This window comes from Pseudacidovorax sp. NFM-22 (assembly GCF_021401245.1).
Taxonomy (GTDB): domain Bacteria; phylum Pseudomonadota; class Gammaproteobacteria; order Burkholderiales; family Burkholderiaceae_C; genus Xenophilus.
On the sequence record NZ_JACBFY010000011.1, the window covers coordinates 98,351 to 115,012 of the forward strand.

15 protein-coding genes are annotated in these 16,662 nt (G+C 68.0%); 5 read left to right on the forward strand and 10 right to left on the reverse strand.

The features are described from left to right. Positions 1 to 21: 21 nt before the first annotated feature. The 10 genes from ubiB to serA form a co-directional block, all read right to left on the reverse strand. Positions 22 to 1,587, reverse strand: coding sequence for a ubiquinone biosynthesis regulatory protein kinase UbiB (ubiB, locus tag L0984_RS28010; RefSeq protein WP_234197688.1), 1,566 nt, complete (start codon positions 1,585 to 1,587; stop codon positions 22 to 24). Further along, positions 1,584 to 2,138 (reverse strand): ubiquinone biosynthesis accessory factor UbiJ, encoded by a 555-nt coding sequence (locus L0984_RS28015; protein WP_043116427.1) that lies wholly within the window; start codon positions 2,136 to 2,138, stop codon positions 1,584 to 1,586. The genes ubiB and L0984_RS28015 overlap by 4 nt, the downstream gene beginning before the upstream one ends. 69 nt (positions 2,139 to 2,207) lie before the next feature. Then, positions 2,208 to 3,224 (reverse strand): Tim44 domain-containing protein, encoded by a 1,017-nt coding sequence (locus L0984_RS28020; RefSeq protein ID WP_114802831.1) that lies wholly within the window; start codon positions 3,222 to 3,224, stop codon positions 2,208 to 2,210. Positions 3,225 to 3,356: 132 nt separating this feature from the next. Further along, positions 3,357 to 4,088, reverse strand: a complete 732-nt coding sequence (ubiE, locus tag L0984_RS28025) for a bifunctional demethylmenaquinone methyltransferase/2-methoxy-6-polyprenyl-1,4-benzoquinol methylase UbiE (RefSeq protein WP_234197689.1) — start codon at positions 4,086 to 4,088, stop codon at positions 3,357 to 3,359. 90 nt (positions 4,089 to 4,178) lie between these two features. Continuing rightward, entirely contained in the window at positions 4,179 to 4,592 is a 414-nt protein-coding gene (locus tag L0984_RS28030; RefSeq protein ID WP_234197690.1) for a gamma-butyrobetaine hydroxylase-like domain-containing protein, read from the reverse strand. A 25-nt stretch (positions 4,593 to 4,617) separates the two neighbouring features. Then, positions 4,618 to 5,052 carry an HIT family protein gene (locus tag L0984_RS28035; RefSeq protein ID WP_234197691.1) on the reverse strand — a complete coding sequence of 145 codons (435 nt, stop codon included), beginning with the start codon at positions 5,050 to 5,052 and terminating at the stop codon, positions 4,618 to 4,620. Further along, the gene (locus L0984_RS28040) at positions 5,049 to 9,035 is read right to left on the reverse strand and encodes a DUF3683 domain-containing protein (protein ID WP_234197692.1); all 3,987 of its coding nucleotides are present in this window, start codon (positions 9,033 to 9,035) and stop codon (positions 5,049 to 5,051) included. The genes L0984_RS28035 and L0984_RS28040 overlap by 4 nt, the downstream gene beginning before the upstream one ends. Positions 9,036 to 9,157: 122 nt before the next feature. Beyond that, positions 9,158 to 9,550 (reverse strand): VOC family protein, encoded by a 393-nt coding sequence (locus tag L0984_RS28045; RefSeq protein ID WP_234197693.1) that lies wholly within the window; start codon positions 9,548 to 9,550, stop codon positions 9,158 to 9,160. A 37-nt stretch (positions 9,551 to 9,587) separates the two neighbouring features. Further along, positions 9,588 to 9,989 carry a DUF488 domain-containing protein gene (locus L0984_RS28050; protein ID WP_234197694.1) on the reverse strand — a complete coding sequence of 134 codons (402 nt, stop codon included), beginning with the start codon at positions 9,987 to 9,989 and terminating at the stop codon, positions 9,588 to 9,590. Positions 9,990 to 10,130: 141 nt separating this feature from the next. Next, entirely contained in the window at positions 10,131 to 11,363 is a 1,233-nt protein-coding gene (serA, locus tag L0984_RS28055; RefSeq protein ID WP_234197695.1) for a phosphoglycerate dehydrogenase, read from the reverse strand. 200 nt (positions 11,364 to 11,563) lie between these two features. On the opposite strand from serA, the gene ugpB reads away from it, so the two are divergent. The 5 genes from ugpB (at position 11,564) to ugpQ (ending at position 16,646) form a co-directional block, all read left to right on the forward strand. After that, complete coding sequence (gene ugpB / locus L0984_RS28060; protein ID WP_234197696.1) at positions 11,564 to 12,874, forward strand: sn-glycerol-3-phosphate ABC transporter substrate-binding protein UgpB; 1,311 nt, start codon at positions 11,564 to 11,566, stop codon at positions 12,872 to 12,874. Positions 12,875 to 13,019: 145 nt separating this feature from the next. Continuing rightward, on the forward strand, positions 13,020 to 13,901 hold the full coding sequence (gene ugpA, locus L0984_RS28065) for a sn-glycerol-3-phosphate ABC transporter permease UgpA (protein ID WP_234197697.1): 882 nt from the start codon (positions 13,020 to 13,022) through the stop codon (positions 13,899 to 13,901). A 1-nt stretch (position 13,902) separates the two neighbouring features. Further along, positions 13,903 to 14,754, forward strand: a complete 852-nt coding sequence (gene ugpE, locus L0984_RS28070) for a sn-glycerol-3-phosphate ABC transporter permease UgpE (protein WP_234197698.1) — start codon at positions 13,903 to 13,905, stop codon at positions 14,752 to 14,754. A 143-nt stretch (positions 14,755 to 14,897) separates the two neighbouring features. After that, a complete protein-coding gene (ugpC, locus tag L0984_RS28075; RefSeq protein WP_234197699.1) occupies positions 14,898 to 15,908 on the forward strand; it encodes a sn-glycerol-3-phosphate ABC transporter ATP-binding protein UgpC in 1,011 nt (336 codons plus the stop codon). Then, entirely contained in the window at positions 15,909 to 16,646 is a 738-nt protein-coding gene (gene ugpQ / locus L0984_RS28080; RefSeq protein ID WP_234197701.1) for a glycerophosphodiester phosphodiesterase, read from the forward strand. It begins immediately after the preceding gene. Positions 16,647 to 16,662: the final 16 nt, after the last annotated feature.

Genomic DNA, 16,662 nt, shown 5'->3' on the forward strand with positions numbered 1-16,662 from the left:
AAGGAAGAGGCGGGAAAGTGCTCAGAGCCAGTGCAGCCGCGGCAGCACCTGCATGACCAGCACGCCCAATACAAAACCCGTGCCACCCCAGATCACGGCCTGCAGCAGACGGTGGGTGCGCTTGTGGGCGGCCAGCAGTTCCTGCAGCTCGCGGCGGTCGTCGCCGGGACGCTGCGCCAGGTAGTCGTGCAGCAGGCGCGGCAGCTGCGGCAGCAGCTTGGCGTAGCGCGGGCCCTCGGCGCGCAGCTGCTCCCACAGCTTGTGCGGGCCGATCTGGTCGGCCATCCACTTCTCGAGGAAGGGCTTGGCCGTGGCCCACAGGTCCAGCTCCGGGTCGAGCTGGCGGCCGAGGCCCTCGATGTTGAGCAGCGTCTTCTGCAGCAGCACCAGCTGCGGCTGGATCTCGACATGAAAGCGGCGCGAGGTCTGGAACAGGCGCATCAGCACCATGCCCAGCGAGATCTGCCGCAGCGGCCGGTCGAAGTAGGGCTCGCACACCGTGCGGATGGCGGCCTCCAGCTCGTCGATGCGCGTGCCCGGGGGCACCCAGCCGCTTTCCAGGTGCAGCTCGGCCACGCGCTTGTAGTCGCGGCGGAAGAAGGCAGCGAAGTTCTGCGCCAGGTATTCCTTGTCGGACTCGGTGAGCGTGCCCACGATGCCGAAATCCAGCGCGATATAGCGGCCGAAGGTCTCCGGCGCCAGGCTCACCTGGATGTTGCCCGGGTGCATGTCGCCGTGGAAGAAGCCGTCGCGGAACACCTGGGTGAAGAAGATGGTCACGCCGTCGCGGGCCAGCTTCTTGATGTCCACGCCGGCCGCACGGATGCGGTCGAGCTGGGCGATGGGCACGCCCTTCATGCGCTCCATCACCATCACTTCGGGATGGCACCAGTCCCAGAACATCTCGGGGATCAGGAGCATGTCGAGCTTGGCCATGTTGCGGCGCAGCTGGGCGGCATTGGCCGCCTCGCGCACCAGGTCCAGCTCGTCGTGCAGGTACTTGTCGAACTCGGCCACCACCTGCCGCGGCTTCAGCCGCTTGCCGTCGGCCGACAGGCCCTCGACCCAGCCGGCCATCATGGCCATCAGCTCCAGGTCCTTGTCGATGACCTTGCGCATGCCCGGGCGCAGCACCTTGACGGCGACTTCGCGCAGGCTGCCGTCGGGCAGGCGCAGCGTGGCGAAGTGCACCTGCGCGATGGAGGCACTCGCCACCGGCGTGGTGTCGAACTGCTCGAAGATCTCGGCGATGGGCCGGCGGAAGGCACGCTCGATGGTGGCCACGGCGATGGCCGAGTCGAAGGGCGGCACACGGTCCTGCAGCCAGGCCAGCTCATCGGCGATGTCGGGCGGCAGCAGGTCGCGCCGCGTGGACAGCACCTGGCCGAACTTGACGAAGATCGGGCCCAGGCTTTCGAGTGCCTCGCGCAGGCGCTGGCCACGCGGTGCTTCCAGACGCCGTCCCAGCGTCAGGATGCGCGCCAGCCGGCGGATCAGCGGATTCTGGAAGCTGGTGAGGACGAGCTCGTCCAGGCCGTAGCGCAGTGCGACCCAGACGATGAAGAAGCCGCGGGCGATGCGCCTCATTCGGCGCTGCCGCCGGAAGACCGCGGCCGTGCGGCGCGGTCCACGAACTGGCGCAGCGCGCCAGCCACCTTGCGGGCCGCATTGCCCACGGCGTGGGCCGGCGCATCGCCGATCAGGCGCGCCAGGTCGTCCTCGACGTCCCAGCGCACGTGGTCGACCAGCCAGTTGACCTCGGCCGCGAGCTGCACGTCGCCCTCGATCTCGACCTTGGGCTTGTCGCCGCGCAACTGGGCGCCGGCCAGGGCGAAGGGCGAGGTCTCGGTGATGGTCAGCGTCAGATCAGGCAGGGCCGCCTCGGGCGCCACGTCGAGCAGGCCGGCCGGCGTGGCGACCAGGCGCATGTGCATCGTGCGCCAGCGGAAGAGCACCACCCGCCCCTTCTGCCGCGCCAGGCGGTCCTGCGCCTCGGGCTCCTGCTGCAGCACGTGATTCAGGAAGAGCACGGCACGGTGCTGGACCTCGTGGATGGCCCAGGCGGGGGGCTGCAGGCGCTCGCCGATGCGCTCGAACAGCGATTCCACAAAAGCAAATGGGGACGATGGTGTGACCATGTCCCCATTATCTGGTGGCGGGCCGCTGCGGAAGCAGAAACCCGGGCCCGTCCCACGGGCCAATACGTCTTATTGGAGCGCCTGCACGCCAGCCACGAGCCAGCCGCCGCCATGGGCGGGCTTGCTCATGTTCCAGACCTCGCGGAAGGGGCTGGGGCCCGCCGAGTCGTCCTCGCGGATCATGCCGGAGAACTCCACGCTGGCAAGGTAGACGTCGGGCATCTCCTCGATGCCCAGCAGCTTGGCGTCGAGCATCACCACTTCCGTCTTGTTGGGACGGCCGCCGGAGCTGCGCTCGCGCTCCTCCAGCTGGGTGCGGATCTCTTCGACCATGCTGTCGGTCATCATGGAACGCAGCGCCGGGATGTCGGCACGGTCCCAGGCATGCTGCAGCGTCACGAAGTTGCGCTTGGCCGCAGCCAGGAAGCCCTCCGCATCGAAGCCGTCCGGCACGCCCCAGCCCTGGGCCCCTTGGAGGGCCGAGCCGATGCTCACGCCGGTCGCACCGGCCAGGGTCGAAGCCGACCCTGCGTTGCCACCCGCGGCCGAGCCGTCGAAGGCCGCCTGCTGACGCTCCCACGGACGGGCCGACGCGTCATTGCCGACGTTGTTCGGGCTGTAGCTGCGCGGCATGCTCGGCGAACCGGCTGCGCCAGCGCCCTGCATGGCCAGTTGGCCAGCGGCGCCGCGCGAGCGGTTGCTCAGCACGCGCCAGATCACCACGGCAGCAAGGACCAGCAGCGCGATCAGCAGGAAGTTGCCGAAGGCGGCGCCCAGGCCCAGCGAATTGGCCAGCCAGGCCAGGCCCAGGCCGGCTGCGATGCCGCCCAGGATGCCGGCCCAGGGCCGCTTGGGCGCCGCCTGCGCCGCGCCGGCCGGCGTCCCCGGCCTGGCGGCGGGCGCCGCGTTGGTCGCGTTCTGGGTCGGGGCGCCCGGTGCGGCCGTCGGCGCGGCCTCACGCTGCGTCACGTTGTTGGACTGCCGCCCCATCGACTTGCCCCCACCGAGCCGCTTGGCGTCGGCGTCCAGGCTCACGACGGCCATCGACGCACACACCAGCAGCACGGCCCACAGATTTCGCTTCATCGTCCAGTCTCCTTCCGGATACGAAACATCAGTTTCAGATCGACTCGTAGTTCTCTTGTTGTGTGAATAGCGAGCACGCTACTCCCCTTGCACCTGACGGCCGCATGCAATGCGGCCGGGCCGGTCAGCCCCTCAGCACTTGATTCCAACATGCAGGGCGACCACGCCACCCGTCATGTTGTGATAGTCCACATGTCCGAAACCGCCCTCTTTCATGAGGGTCTTGAGCGACTCCTGGTCCGGATGCATCCGGATGGACTCGGCCAGATAGCGGTAGCTGGCGTCGTCGCCCGCCACCGCCTTGCCCAGGCGCGGCAGCACGTTGAAGGAATACCAGTCGTAGGCCTTGCGCAGCGGCTGGGCCACCTGCGAGAACTCCAGCACCAGCAGCTTGCCGCGCGGACGCAGCACGCGGTTCATCTCCTTGAGCGCGGCGTCCTTGTGCGTCATGTTGCGCAGGCCGAAGGCCACGGTGACGACGTCGAAATGGTTGTCGGGAAAGGGCAGCTTCTCGGCATCGCAGACCGTGGTGGGCAGCACCACGCCGGCATCGAGCAGGCGCTCGCGGCCGGTGCGCAGCATGGCCTCGTTGATGTCGGTGTGCACCACCTGGCCGCTGCGGCCCACCTTCTTGGCGAAGGCCAGTGCGAGGTCGCCGGTGCCGCCGGCGATGTCCAGCACCTTCGAGCCTTCGCGCACGTTCGCGACCATCACGGTGTACGCCTTCCATGCCCGGTGCAGACCCATGGACATGAGGTCGTTCATCAGGTCGTAGCGCGGGGCCACGGAATCGAACACGCCGCGCACGCGGCGCGCCTTGTCGCTTTCGTCGACGGTCTCGAAACCGAAGTGGGTGGAAGTCATGGGTCCGATGTTAGGCGGATCGCCCGGCCTTCCGGCCGACGACCCTTGACATGCGGCGGACATTCGCGCAAAGCGCGAAGCGCCCGGCGCTCAGGAAGGACTGCAGGTGGAGGGGCCCGACTTGGGCATGGGCGCATCGCGGTCGGCACCCGCTTCGGCGATGCGGCGCTCGTACTCGGCCCAGTGCTCGGCCTGGCGGGCGCCCAGGTCGTAGAGCAGGTCCCACGAGTAGATGCCACTCTCGTGCCCGTCGCTGAAGAGCGGCTGCACGGCATAGTGGCCCACCAGCTGCAGGTCGACGATCTCGACCTCGCGCTTGCCGGTCTGCAGGATCTCCTGGCCCGGCCCATGGCCCTTCACTTCGGCCGAGGGCGAGTTGATGCGCAGCAGCTCGTAGGGAATGCGGAACACCGCGCCATCGGAAAAGCCCACTTCTAGCACGCGCGACTGCGCATGCAGGGTGATGGATTCGGGCGTCGGTGCGCCGGGCGTCAAGCCTGCCATGCGGAAGATTCCTTGCTCATCGAGATCAGCGGCGCGCAAGCGCGGCCACCATGGCCGACTCCGCCGCGGGCAGGCGGGCCTGCACGTCCTGCTCGCGCGCCATGTCGCGCGCACGGCGCGCCTCGGCCCACACGGGCGAGGGAAAGTGGCTGTCCCAGTCGAAGCGCGCGATCACATGCCAGTGCAGGTGCGGGACCATGTTGCCGAGCGTGGCCACGTTCATCTTGGCGGGCGCCAGCGCATCGCGCAGCGCACGCTCCACGGCCACCATCACGCGCATGCACTCGGCACGCTCGTCGTCCGGCAGGTCGGAGAACTCGGCCACATGCGCCGTCAAGACCACCCGGTAGAAGGCTGGAAAGCCCGCCTCCTGCGCGTGGATCACGCGCCACCGCGCGCCCTGGGCGACCACGCGGCCGCCGGGCTCGTCGCACAGCGGGCAGCCCGCGACCACGCTCACACCAGCACCCGCTCGATGCCACCCGCGTTGGCGGCCGACACGTACTCAGGCATCCAGTTCTCGCCCAGGATGCGGCGTGCCATTTCGACCACGATGTAGTCGGCTTCGAGCAGGCCGTTGTTCAGGTCATTGCCGTAGCGCGACAGGCCCTGCAGGCAGCTGGGGCAGCTGGTGAGGATCTTCACGTCGCCCTGCGCCGGCAGCGCATGGGTGGCGCGCAGCGCGGCCTCGCCCTTCTTCAGCTCTTCTTCCTTGCGGAAGCGGATCTGCGTGGAGATGTCGGGCCGCGTCACGCCCAGCGTGCCGGATTCGCCGCAGCAGCGGTCGCTCTTGAGCACCTGGTCGCCCACCAGCGACTTCACGGTCTTCATCGGGTCCTGCAGCTTCATGGGCGTGTGGCAGGGGTCGTGGTAGAGGTACGCGGCGGCGTTGGCCTCCAGCTTGATGCCCTTCTCCAGCAGGTACTCGTGGATGTCGATGATCCGGCAGCCGGGGAAGATCTTGTCGAACTGGTAGCCCTGCAGCTGGTCGTAGCAGGTGCCGCAGCTCACCACCACGGTCTTGATGTCCAGGTAGTTGAGCGTGTTGGCCACGCGGTGGAAGAGCACCCGGTTGTCGGTGATCATCTGCTCGGCCTTGTCGAACTGGCCCGAGCCGCGCTGCGGATAGCCGCAGCACAGGTAGCCCGGCGGCAGCACCGTCTGCACGCCCGCATGCCACAGCATGGCCTGCGTCGCCAGGCCCACCTGCGAGAAGAGCCGCTCCGAGCCGCAGCCCGGGAAGTAGAAGACCGCCTCGGTCTCGGGCGTCGTGGCCTTGGGGTCGCGGATGATCGGGACGTAGTCGGCGTCCTCGATGTCCAGCAGCGCGCGGGCCGTCTTCTTGGGCAGGCCGCCGGGCATCTTCTTGTTGACGAAGTGGATGACCTGTTCCTTGATCGGCGCCGTGCCCAGGCTGGCCGGCGGATGCGCGGTCTGCTTCTTGGCGGCGGGGCGCAGCAGGTCGTTGGCCAGGCGCTGTGCCTTGAAGCCGACTTCCACCATGCCGGTGCGCATGGCCTTGATGGTCGACGGGTTGGTCGCGTTCAGGAAGAACATGGCCGCCGCGTTGCCGGGACGGAAGCTCTTCTGGCCCATCTTGCGCAGCAGGTTGCGCATGTTCATCGACACGTCGCCGAAGTCGATCTTCACCGGGCAGGGCGTCAGGCACTTGTGGCAGACCGTGCAGTGGTCGGCCACGTCCTCGAACTCCTGCCAGTGCTGGATCGACACGCCGCGGCGCGTCTGCTCCTCGTACAGGAAGGCCTCCACCAGCAGCGAGGTGGCGAGGATCTTGTTGCGTGGGCTGTAGAGCAGGTTGGCGCGCGGCACGTGCGTGGCGCACACCGGCTTGCACTTGCCGCAGCGCAGGCAGTCCTTGACCGAGTCGGCGATGGCACCGATGTCGGACTGCTGCATGATGATCGACTCGTGCCCCATCAGCCCGAAGCTGGGCGTGTAGGCGTTGGTCAGGTCGGCATGAAGCGGCTCCTCCCGCACCGTTCGGGCTGAGCCAGCGCCACCCGTTCGGGCTGAGCTTGTCGAAGCCTCGCGCCGCGCTTCGACAAGCTCAGCGTGAACGGAGGAGGCGGCTTCAGCGCCAGCGGAACGCGGAGTCCGCAGCAGCTTGCCCTTGTTGAAGCGGCCTTCCGGGTCGACCCGTTGCTTGTACTGCGCGAAGGGCGCCAGCTCTTCGTCGGACAGGAACTCCAGCTTGGTGATGCCGATGCCGTGCTCGCCCGAGATCACGCCGTCCAGGCTGCGGGCGAGCTTCATGATGCGCTCCACGGCCTCATGGGCCGTCTGCAGCATCTCGTAGTCGTCGCTGTTGACGGGGATGTTGGTGTGCACGTTGCCGTCGCCGGCATGCATGTGCAGCGCCACCCACACGCGGCCCTTGAGCACGCGCTTGTGGATGGCCTCGCATTCGGCCAGGATGGGCGCGAACTCGCTGCCGCCGAAGATCTTGGCCAGCGGCGCGCGGATCTCGGTCTTCCAGCTGGCGCGCAGCGAGTGGTCCTGCAGCTGCGGGAACAGCGCGTCGGCGTCGCCCAGCCAGCTCTGCCAGCGGCCGCGCACCTCGCGCACCAGGGCCACGGCCTGCTGCACGCGGCCTTCCAGAAGCTCGGCGGCGGGAATCTCGTGCGCGTCGTCGCTCTTGCCCAGCGGCAGGTTGCCGCGCGAGAGGAAGGCCTCCAGCTCGTGCGTCAGGCGGATCTTGTTGCGCAGCGACAGCTCGATGTTGATGCGCTCGATGCCGTCGGTGTACTCGGCCATCCGCGGCAGCGGAATCACCACGTCCTCGTTGATCTTGAAGGCGTTGGTGTGGCGGCTGATGGCCGCAGTGCGCTTGCGGTCCAGCCAGAACTTCTTGCGCGCCTCGGGGCTGATGGCGATGAAGCCTTCGCCCGAGCGGGAGTTGGCGATGCGCACCACCTCGCTGGTGACGCGGGCCACGGCGTCGGCATCGTCGCCGCTGATGTCGCCGAAGAGCACCATCTTGGGCAGGCCGCCGCCGTGCTTCTTGCTCTTGGTGGCATAGCCCACGGCCTTGAGGTAGCGGTCGTCCAGGTGCTCCAGGCCGGCCAGCAGCACGCCCGAACGCTTCTGCTCGGCGAACATGAAGTCCTTGATCTCGACGATCGAGGGCACCGCGTCCTTGGCATTGCCGAAGAACTCCAGGCAGACGGTGCGGGTGTGCGCCGGCATGCGGTGCACCACCCAGCGGCAGCTGGTGATCAGGCCGTCGCAGCCCTCCTTCTGGATGCCGGGCAAGCCGGCCAGGAACTTGTCGGTGACGTCCTTGCCCAGGCCTTCCTTGCGGAAAGTGCGGCCGGGGATTTCCAGGCGCTCGGTGCGCAGCGGCGTGCGGCCGTCGGCGGCGAAGTACTGCAACTCGAAGACCGCGCTGTCGACGTCGTGGATCTTGCCCAGGTTGTGGCCCAGGCGCGTGACTTCCAGCCACTCGGCCTGCGGCGTGACCATGCGCCAGGAGGCGAGGTTGTCCAGCGCCGTGCCCCACAGCACGGCCTTCTTGCCGCCGGCGTTCATGGCCACGTTGCCGCCCACGCACGATGCCTCGGCCGAGGTCGGGTCGACCGCGAAGACGAAGCCCGCCCGCTCGGCCGCATCGGCCACGCGCTGCGTCACCACCCCGGCCTCGGTCCAGATGGTGGGCACCGGGCCGTCCAGGCCCGGCAGGTTCACCATCTCGACCTCGGTCATGGCTTCGAGCTTTTCGGTGTTGATCACCACGCTCTTCCAGGTCAGCGGAATGGCGCCACCGGTGTAGCCGGTGCCGCCCCCGCGCGGAATGATGGTGAGCCCGAGCTCGATGCAGGCGGCCACCAGCGCGGCCATCTCGGCCTCGGTGTCGGGCACGAGCACGACGAAGGGGTATTCGACCCGCCAGTCGGTGGCGTCGGTCACATGGGCCACGCGCGAGAGGCCGTCGAACTTGATGTTGTCGCGCGCCGTGCAGCGACGCAGCACGCGCTGGGCCTTCTGGCGCAGGGCGGCGAGTTCGTCGAAGTGGGCGGAGAAGCCATCGATGGCCTGCTGCACCAGCACCAGCAGCTCGCCCACCAGCGTGTCGCGCTGGGCGTCGTCCTGCGGCGTGCGGCGGCGCTGCACCTCGGCCAGGCGGTGGCGCAGGGCGTCGACCAGCTGGCCGCGGCGGCGCGGGTTGTCCAGCAGGTCGTCCACCAGGTAGGGATTGCGCTGCACCACCCAGATGTCGCCCAGCACCTCGTACAGCATGCGGGCGGAGCGGCCCGTGCGGCGCTCGTCGCGCAGGCTCTGCAGCAGCTCCCAGGCCCGGCTGCCGAGCAGGCGGATCACGATCTCGCGATCGGAGAAGCTGGTGTAGTTGTACGGAATCTCGCGCAGACGCGCCGGCTCGGCGGCCTGCGACAGCAGCGCATTGAGCGCGGTCGGGGCATTCATCGGGGGAAGGCGCCACGGCAGGGCGCCTCGCGCCCTTGAACCGGGGGGCGGATTTTAGTCGCCGCCCTCATGGCGGCGCTTGGCCGGGCCCATGCCGGGCCGTGCCCTGCCCGCCACGCCCGCTAGACCGTGATCTCGATCCGGTTGCCCTCGGGGTCGAGTACCACGCTTTCGTAGTAGCCGTCGCCGGTGCGTCGCGGCCCGTCGAGTAGCGGCGCGCCCTGACGCTGCAGATCCTGCGTCAGTGCGTCGACCCGGGCCTCGCTGCCCACCGCCATGGCCAGGTGCGTCAGGCCCATGCGCTGGCTGCCGGGCGCCGCAGCCAGCGGCGCCAGCGTGGTCGTGGTCATGAACTCGATCCGGCCACCGTCGCCGAAGGCCACGAAGCGGGAGGCGAATCCCTTGGCGGCATTCTTGTAGAGCGGCCCCACCTGGCCCTCGAAAGCGCGGGCGTAGAAGGCGCACATGGCGTCCAGATCGTGCACCCAGAGGGCGACATGGTCGATGCGTGGCATGGATGAAGACGACGAAAGGTTATGGCGGGAGAGGACGTCATGCGGGCTCATCGCCTGCGAACACCGCGCCGCGGGCCGCCAGCAGTTCGCGCAGGACCGAGCGATGGCAGCGGCTCTCATGCTCGCAGTAGCAGCCCACGGACAGGTTGGCGTCGCGCGACAGGACGGCCAGCAGGTCGAGCGACTGCTGGGCCTCCGGCGTGTTCAGCTCCGCCTTGAATTTGCGCACGAAGGCGGACCATTGCTGCGGCGTCTCGGCCTCCCGCCCCTGCTTCATGGTGTCGGCCGAGGGCGCCAGAACGGGGAACCAGACGTCGTACCAGTTGCCCGACGAGAACGCCGCCTGGGGCACACCGCGGGGCGGGCGGCGGACGGTTCCGATGCGCGTGCCTTCATCGGCGGCACGCGGCGACCCCAGCTGAACGACTCGAAGCGGCATGGACGCTCCCGGCAATGACAAGGAGCGCCATCGTACGGGCACCCGAAGCCGGCCCTTGGGCATCGGCCGCGACTTCGGCGGTGCTGCGAGGCGGCCCCGGCGGGACCCGCAGGCGACGCCGAGGCAGGCGCGGCGCGGCGCCTAGAACAGCACCCGGCTCTTGATCGTCCCCGGCACCTTGGCCAGCGCCTCGTGGGCCACGTCGGACGAAGCCGCGTCCACATCGGTCACCACGTAGCCCACCTTGTCGTTGGTCTGCAGGTACTGCGCGGCGATGTTGATGTGGTGGTCGGCAAAGACCTGGTTCACGGCCGACAGCACGCCCGGCACGTTGCGGTGGATGTGCAGCAGCCGGTGCTTGCCCGGGTGCGCCGGCAGCGCCACCTCGGGAAAGTTGACCGAGCGCGTGGTGGTGCCGTTGTCGCTGTAGCGCACCAGCTTCTCGGCCACCTCGACGCCGATGTTGGCCTGCGCCTCCATGGTCGAGCCGCCGATGTGCGGCGTGAGGATCACGTTGTCCAGCCCGCGCAGCGGCGACTGGAATTCGTCCTTGTTGCTCTTGGGCTCCTTGGGAAAGACATCGATGGCCGCGCCCAGCAGCCGGCGCTCACGCAGCGCCGCGGCCAGCGCCTCGATGACCACCACCGTGCCACGCGAGGCATTGATGAGGATGGCGCCCGGCTTCATGGCCGCGATCTCGGCCTCGCCGACCATCCATTGCGTGGAGGGCAGTTCGGGCACGTGCAGGCTCACGATGTCGGACTGGGCCAGCAGCTCTTCCAGGCTGCGGGCCTGGCGCGCATTGCCCAGCGGCAGCTTGGCCACCACGTCGTGGAAGACCACATGCATGCCCAGCGCCTCGGCCAGCACCGACAGCTGCGCACCGATGGAGCCATAGCCCACGATGCCCAGCGTCTTGCCGCGGATCTCGTAGGCGTTGTCGGCGGTCTTGAGCCAGCCGCCGCGGTGGGCCGCCGCGTTCTTTTCGGGCACGCCGCGCAGCAGCAGGATGGCCTCGGCCAGCACCAGCTCGGCCACCGAGCGGGTGTTGGAGTAAGGCGCGTTGAACACGGCCACGCCATGCTCGCGGGCCGCGTCCAGGTCGATCTGGTTGGTGCCGATGCAGAAGGCGCCCACGGCCACCAGCTTGGGCGCGGCGGCGAACACCTCGGCCGTGAGCTGCGTGCGCGATCGGATGCCCAGGAAGTGCACGTCGGCCAGGCGGGCCTTGAGCTCTTCGCCTTCGAGCGCACCGGGCAGCACCTCCACCTGGCTGTAGCCGGAGGCCTGCAGCAGTTCGACCGCGGAGGGATGGATGCCCTCCAGCAACAGGAACTTGATCTTGGCCTTGTCCAGCGAGGTGGTCTTCGTCATGCCCGGCATCAACACGTTTGTCAAAACGGTCGAGTATGGTTCAAGCCTGCTGCACCGCCGCAGAGCGGCCGGCCCGCCCCGGCCGCAAAAAGGGTTTCCCCGCTTGAGCATGGACCGCCTGCCATGCGACAACCCGCCGTCACGCTGTCACAGAACAGCCATAGTCTCTTCACTTTTGTCATTCGCATCCAGGAGTCTTCATGCGATTCACGCAACTTGCTGCAGCCGCCACCGTGGCCGTCATGGCCGCCGTTCCGGCGCACGCACAGACCGAGATCCAGTGGTGGCACGCCATGAGCGGCCCGCTGGGCGAGTGGGTCAACGACCTCGCCAAGCAGTACAACGAGAGCCAGAAGGAATACAAGGTCGTGCCCACCTTCAAGGGCACCTATGACGAGTCGATGACGGCCGCCATCGCCGCCTACCGGTCGGGCAACGCGCCGCACATCCTGCAGGTCTTCGAAGTGGGCACCGCCACCATGATGGCCTCCAAGGCCGCCATCAAGCCGGTGGCCGAGGTGATGAAGGAAAGCGGCGTGAGCTTCGATCCCAAGGCCTACATCCCCGCCGTGGCCGGCTACTACACGGCCCCCAACGGCCAGATGCTGAGCCTGCCCTTCAACAGCTCGACGACGATCTTCTACTACAACAAGGACGCCTTCAAGGCGGCCGGTCTGGACCCCGAGAAGGCGCCCAAGACCTGGCCCGAGGTCGTCGCCGCCGCCGCCAAGCTCAAGGCCAGCGGCCACAAGTGCCCCTTCACCACCAGCTGGATCAGCTGGACGCAGCTGGAGAGCTTCTCGACCTGGCACAACACCCTGTTCGCGACGCGCAACAACGGCTTCGGTGGCACCGACGCACGCCTGGCCTTCAACTCGCCGCTGCATGTGCGCCACTTCGAGAACCTGGCCAACATGGCCAAGCAGGGCCTGTTCGTCTACAAGGGCCGTGGCAACGTGCCGGACGCCGCCTTCCCCGCCGGCGAGTGCGCCATGATGACCGGTTCGTCGGGCCTGTACGCCCGCGTTGCCAAGGACGCCAAGTTCGCCTACGGCCTGTCCACCCTGCCCTACTACCCCGATGTCGAAGGTTCGCCGCAGAACACCGTGATCGGCGGTGCCAGCCTGTGGGTCATGGCAGGCAAGAAGCCGGCCGAATACAAGGGCGTGGCGGACTTCTTCAAGTTCCTGTCCAACGCCGACGTGCAGTCGGCCAGCCACAAGCGCACCGGCTACCTGCCGATCACCCTGGCCGCCTATGAGTTGACCGAGAAGTCGGGCTTCTACAAGGAGAAGCCGGGCACCGACGTGGCCGTGACGCAGATGATCCGCAAGACCACCGACAAGTCGCGCGGCATCCGCCTGGGCAACTTCGTGCAGATCCGCACCATCATCGACGAGGAGACCGAGCAGATCTGGTCGGGCAAGAAGAGCGCCAAGGAAGCGCTGGACGCCGCGGTGCAACGTGGCAACGAGCAGCTGGAGCGCTTCCAGAAGGCGAACCGGAGCTGATGCCCACCGCGCGGTTCGCGGCGCGCCAGCGGCCCTCGCCTGCCCGTCCCGCCGGGCGGGCGGTCAAGCTGCCGGCAAGCTGACGTCGCAGTAGACTCGCACGCCCGCGCTGACGCCAGCCGGGCGTTTTCGTTTTCAGAGCCCCATGGAAAAACGCGTCCTCTTCCGATCCTCCTGGCTGCCCTGGGTGCTCATCGCGCCGCAGATGGCGGTGATCCTGGTCTTCTTCTTCTGGCCCGCCAGCCAGGCCGTGCTGCAGTCGATGCAGAGCGAGGACGCCTTCGGCACGTCGACCGTGTTCGTGGGGCTGGAGAACTTCAAGCAGCTGTTCCAGGACCCGGCCTACATCGAGTCCTTCAAGGTCACGGCCATCTTCTCGGTGCTGGTGGCGGGCTGCGGCATCGCGCTGTCGCTGGTGCTGGCCATCTTTGCCGACCGCATCCTGCGCGGAGCGCTGGCGTACAAGACCTTCCTGATCATTCCCTATGCCGTGGCACCTGCCGTGGCGGGGGTGCTGTGGGTGTTCATGTTCTCGCCCTCCATCGGCGTGGTGGCCTACGGCCTGCGCAAGATGGGCTACGACTGGAACCACCTGATCAACTCCAACCAGGCGCTGTCGCTGATCGTGGTGGCGGCGGTGTGGAAGCAGATCTCCTACAACTTCCTGTTCTTCCTGGCCGGCCTGCAGTCGATCCCGAAGGCGCTGATCGAGGCGGCCTCCATCGACGGCGCCGGGCCGCTGCGACGCTTCTGGACCATCCAGTTCCCGCTGCTGTCGCCCACCACCTTCTTCCTGCTCGTGATCAACGTGGTGTATGCCTTCTTCGACACCTTCGCGCTGGTGCATGCCACCACCGAGGGCGGCCCGGGGCGCGACACGGCCATCCTGGTCTACAAGGTCTGGCATGACGGCTTCCGCGCGCTCGACCTCGGCGGCTCGGCCGCTCAGTCGGTGGTGCTGATGCTGATCGTGGTTGCGCTGACGGTGGTGCAGTTCCGCTACGTCGAGAAGAAGGTGCAGTACTGACATGGTTGAACGACGCCCCGGCCTGACGGTCCTTTCGCATGTGGTGCTCCTGCTGGGCATCCTGATCATTGCCTTCCCGATCTACCTGGCCTTCGTGGCCTCGACGCACACGCGCGACGAGATCGTGCAGGTGCCCATGCCGCTCACGCCCGGCAAGCACCTGATCGAGAACTACACCGCCGCCCTCACCGGCACCGCCGAGACGCAGGGCTCCAAGGCGGCCGTGGGTCGCATGATGTGGGTGAGCCTGGTCACGGCACTGGTGATCGCCATCGGCAAGATCGCCATCTCGCTGCTGTCGGCCTTCGCCATCGTGTACTTCCGCTTCCCGTTCAAGAAGCTCGTCTTCTGGATGATCTTCGTGACGCTGATGCTGCCGGTGGAGGTGCGCATCCTGCCCACCTACAAGGTCCTGTCGGACCTGAACATGCTCAACACCTATGCGGGCCTGACGGTACCGCTGATCGCCTCGGCGACGGCGACCTTCCTGTTCCGGCAGTTCTTCCTGTCGGTGCCGGACGAGCTGGTGGAGGCAGCGCGCATCGACGGCGCGGGGCCCATGCGCTTCTTCAAGGACATCCTGGTGCCGCTGTCGCAGACCTCCATCGCGGCGCTGTTCGTCATCCAGTTCATCTACGGCTGGAACCAGTACCTCTGGCCGCTGCTGGCCACCACCACCGAGGACATGTACCCGGTGGTGATCGGCATCAAGCGCATGATCGCCAGCGGCGACGCGGCCAACGACTGGAACATCATCATGGCGACGGCCATCCTGGCGCTGCTGCCGCCGGCCTTGGTGGTGATCCTGATGCAGAAGTGGTTCGTCAAGGGACTTGTCGACACCGAGAAATGAGCCCACCCCCGTTTCTTGCTCACTTCGTGTAGCCGAATCCCCCCTCAAGGGGGCGACACCGGCGGCCCGGCAAAGCCGGTTCCGCGGTGTCTCCCGCCTGGATCGCGCCTCTTCCAACGTCGCAACCTGTTTTTAGTTCTCTTATGTCCGGTATTTCCCTTCGCAACGTCATCAAGCGCTACGGCAAGGGTGCCAAGGCCAATCAGGTCATCCATGGCGTGTCGGCCGATATCCGGGATGGCGAGTTCGTGGTCATCGTGGGGCCGTCGGGCTGCGGCAAGTCGACGCTCCTGCGCATGGTGGCGGGGCTCGAGGAGATCTCCGCCGGCGAGATCGCCATTGGCGGGCGGGTGGTCAACGACGTGGAGCCGGCCAAGCGGGACATCGCGATGGTGTTCCAGAACTACGCGCTCTACCCGCACATGACCAACTTCGACAACATGGCCTACGGATTGCGCATCCAGGGCGTGCCGAAGGACGAGATCAAGACGCGGGTGGACAAGGCGGCCAAGATTCTCGAACTGGGCCACCTGCTGGAGCGCAAGCCGCGCGAGCTGTCGGGCGGCCAGCGCCAGCGCGTGGCCATGGGCCGCGCCATCGTGCGCCAGCCGCAGGTCTTCCTGTTCGACGAGCCGCTCTCCAACCTGGACGCCAAGCTGCGCGCCCAGACCCGGCTGGAGATCCAGAAGCTGCACCGCGAGCTGGGCATCACCTCGCTCTTCGTCACCCACGACCAGGTCGAGGCCATGACGCTGGCCCAGCGCATCATCGTGATGAACGGCGGCGTGATGGACCAGTTCGCCACGCCCGAAGAGGTCTACCACCGGCCCGCCACCACCTTCGTGGCCAGCTTCATCGGTTCGCCGCCCATGAACCTGCTGAAGAACGCCCCGGGCGTGCCGGCCGGCAAGATCCTGGGCATCCGGCCCGAGCACATCGCCCAGCACGATTCCGGCTGGAGCGTGAACGTGGAGCAGGTCGAGCTGCTGGGCGCCGAACGCCTGGTCTACGGCCGCATCGGCGACGAGCAGATCGTGATGCGCGCCGATGCCGACAAGCCCGCACCCAAGGTGGGCGACACGCTGCGGCTGGGTGCGGGCGAAGAGCGGTTGCACTGGTTCGATGCCGGGTCCGGCAAGCGCCTGGAGGCTTGAGTGCCGCCCTGGCCCTATCCCCGCTGGATCGCCCATCGCGGCGCCGGCAAGCTCGCGCCCGAGAACACGCTGGCCGCCTTCCGCCTCGGCGCGGACCACGGCTACCGCATGTTCGAATGCGATGCCAAGCTCAGCCAGGACGGCGTGGTCTTCCTCATGCACGACGCCACGCTGGCGCGCACCACCGGCGCTGCCGGCATCGGCGGCGAGCAGCCCTGGTCGGCGCTGTCGCAGCTCGACGCGGGCGGCTGGCATTCGCGCCGTTATGCCGGCGAGCCGCTGCCGACGCTGGCCGCGCTGGCGCGCTTCTGCCTGGCGAACGGCCACCTGCTCAACATCGAGATCAAGCCCACGCCCGGCACCGACGCCGAGACGGGCGCCGCCGTCGCACGCGAGGCGGCGCGCCTGTGGGCCGGCGCGGCCGTGCCCCCGCTGCTCAGTTCCTTCCGCCCCGATGCCCTGGCCGCCGCGCGCGACACCGAACCGGCGCTGCCGCGCGCCCTGCTGCTCGACACCCTGCGCAATGACTGGCTCGATCTCGCCCGCCAGCTCGATTGCGTGGCCATCGTCTGCAACCACGCGCTGTGGGACGCGCACACCGTGGCCGACGCCCGGGCCGCCGGCTTCCGGCAGCTGAGCTACACCGTGAACGACGAATGGGCGGCCCAGCGCCTCGTCGAGCTGGGCACCGACGGCATCATCACCGACCGGGTGGACCTGTTCTCGCCGGCCGGCTGACGGCCTGATCGTCGGG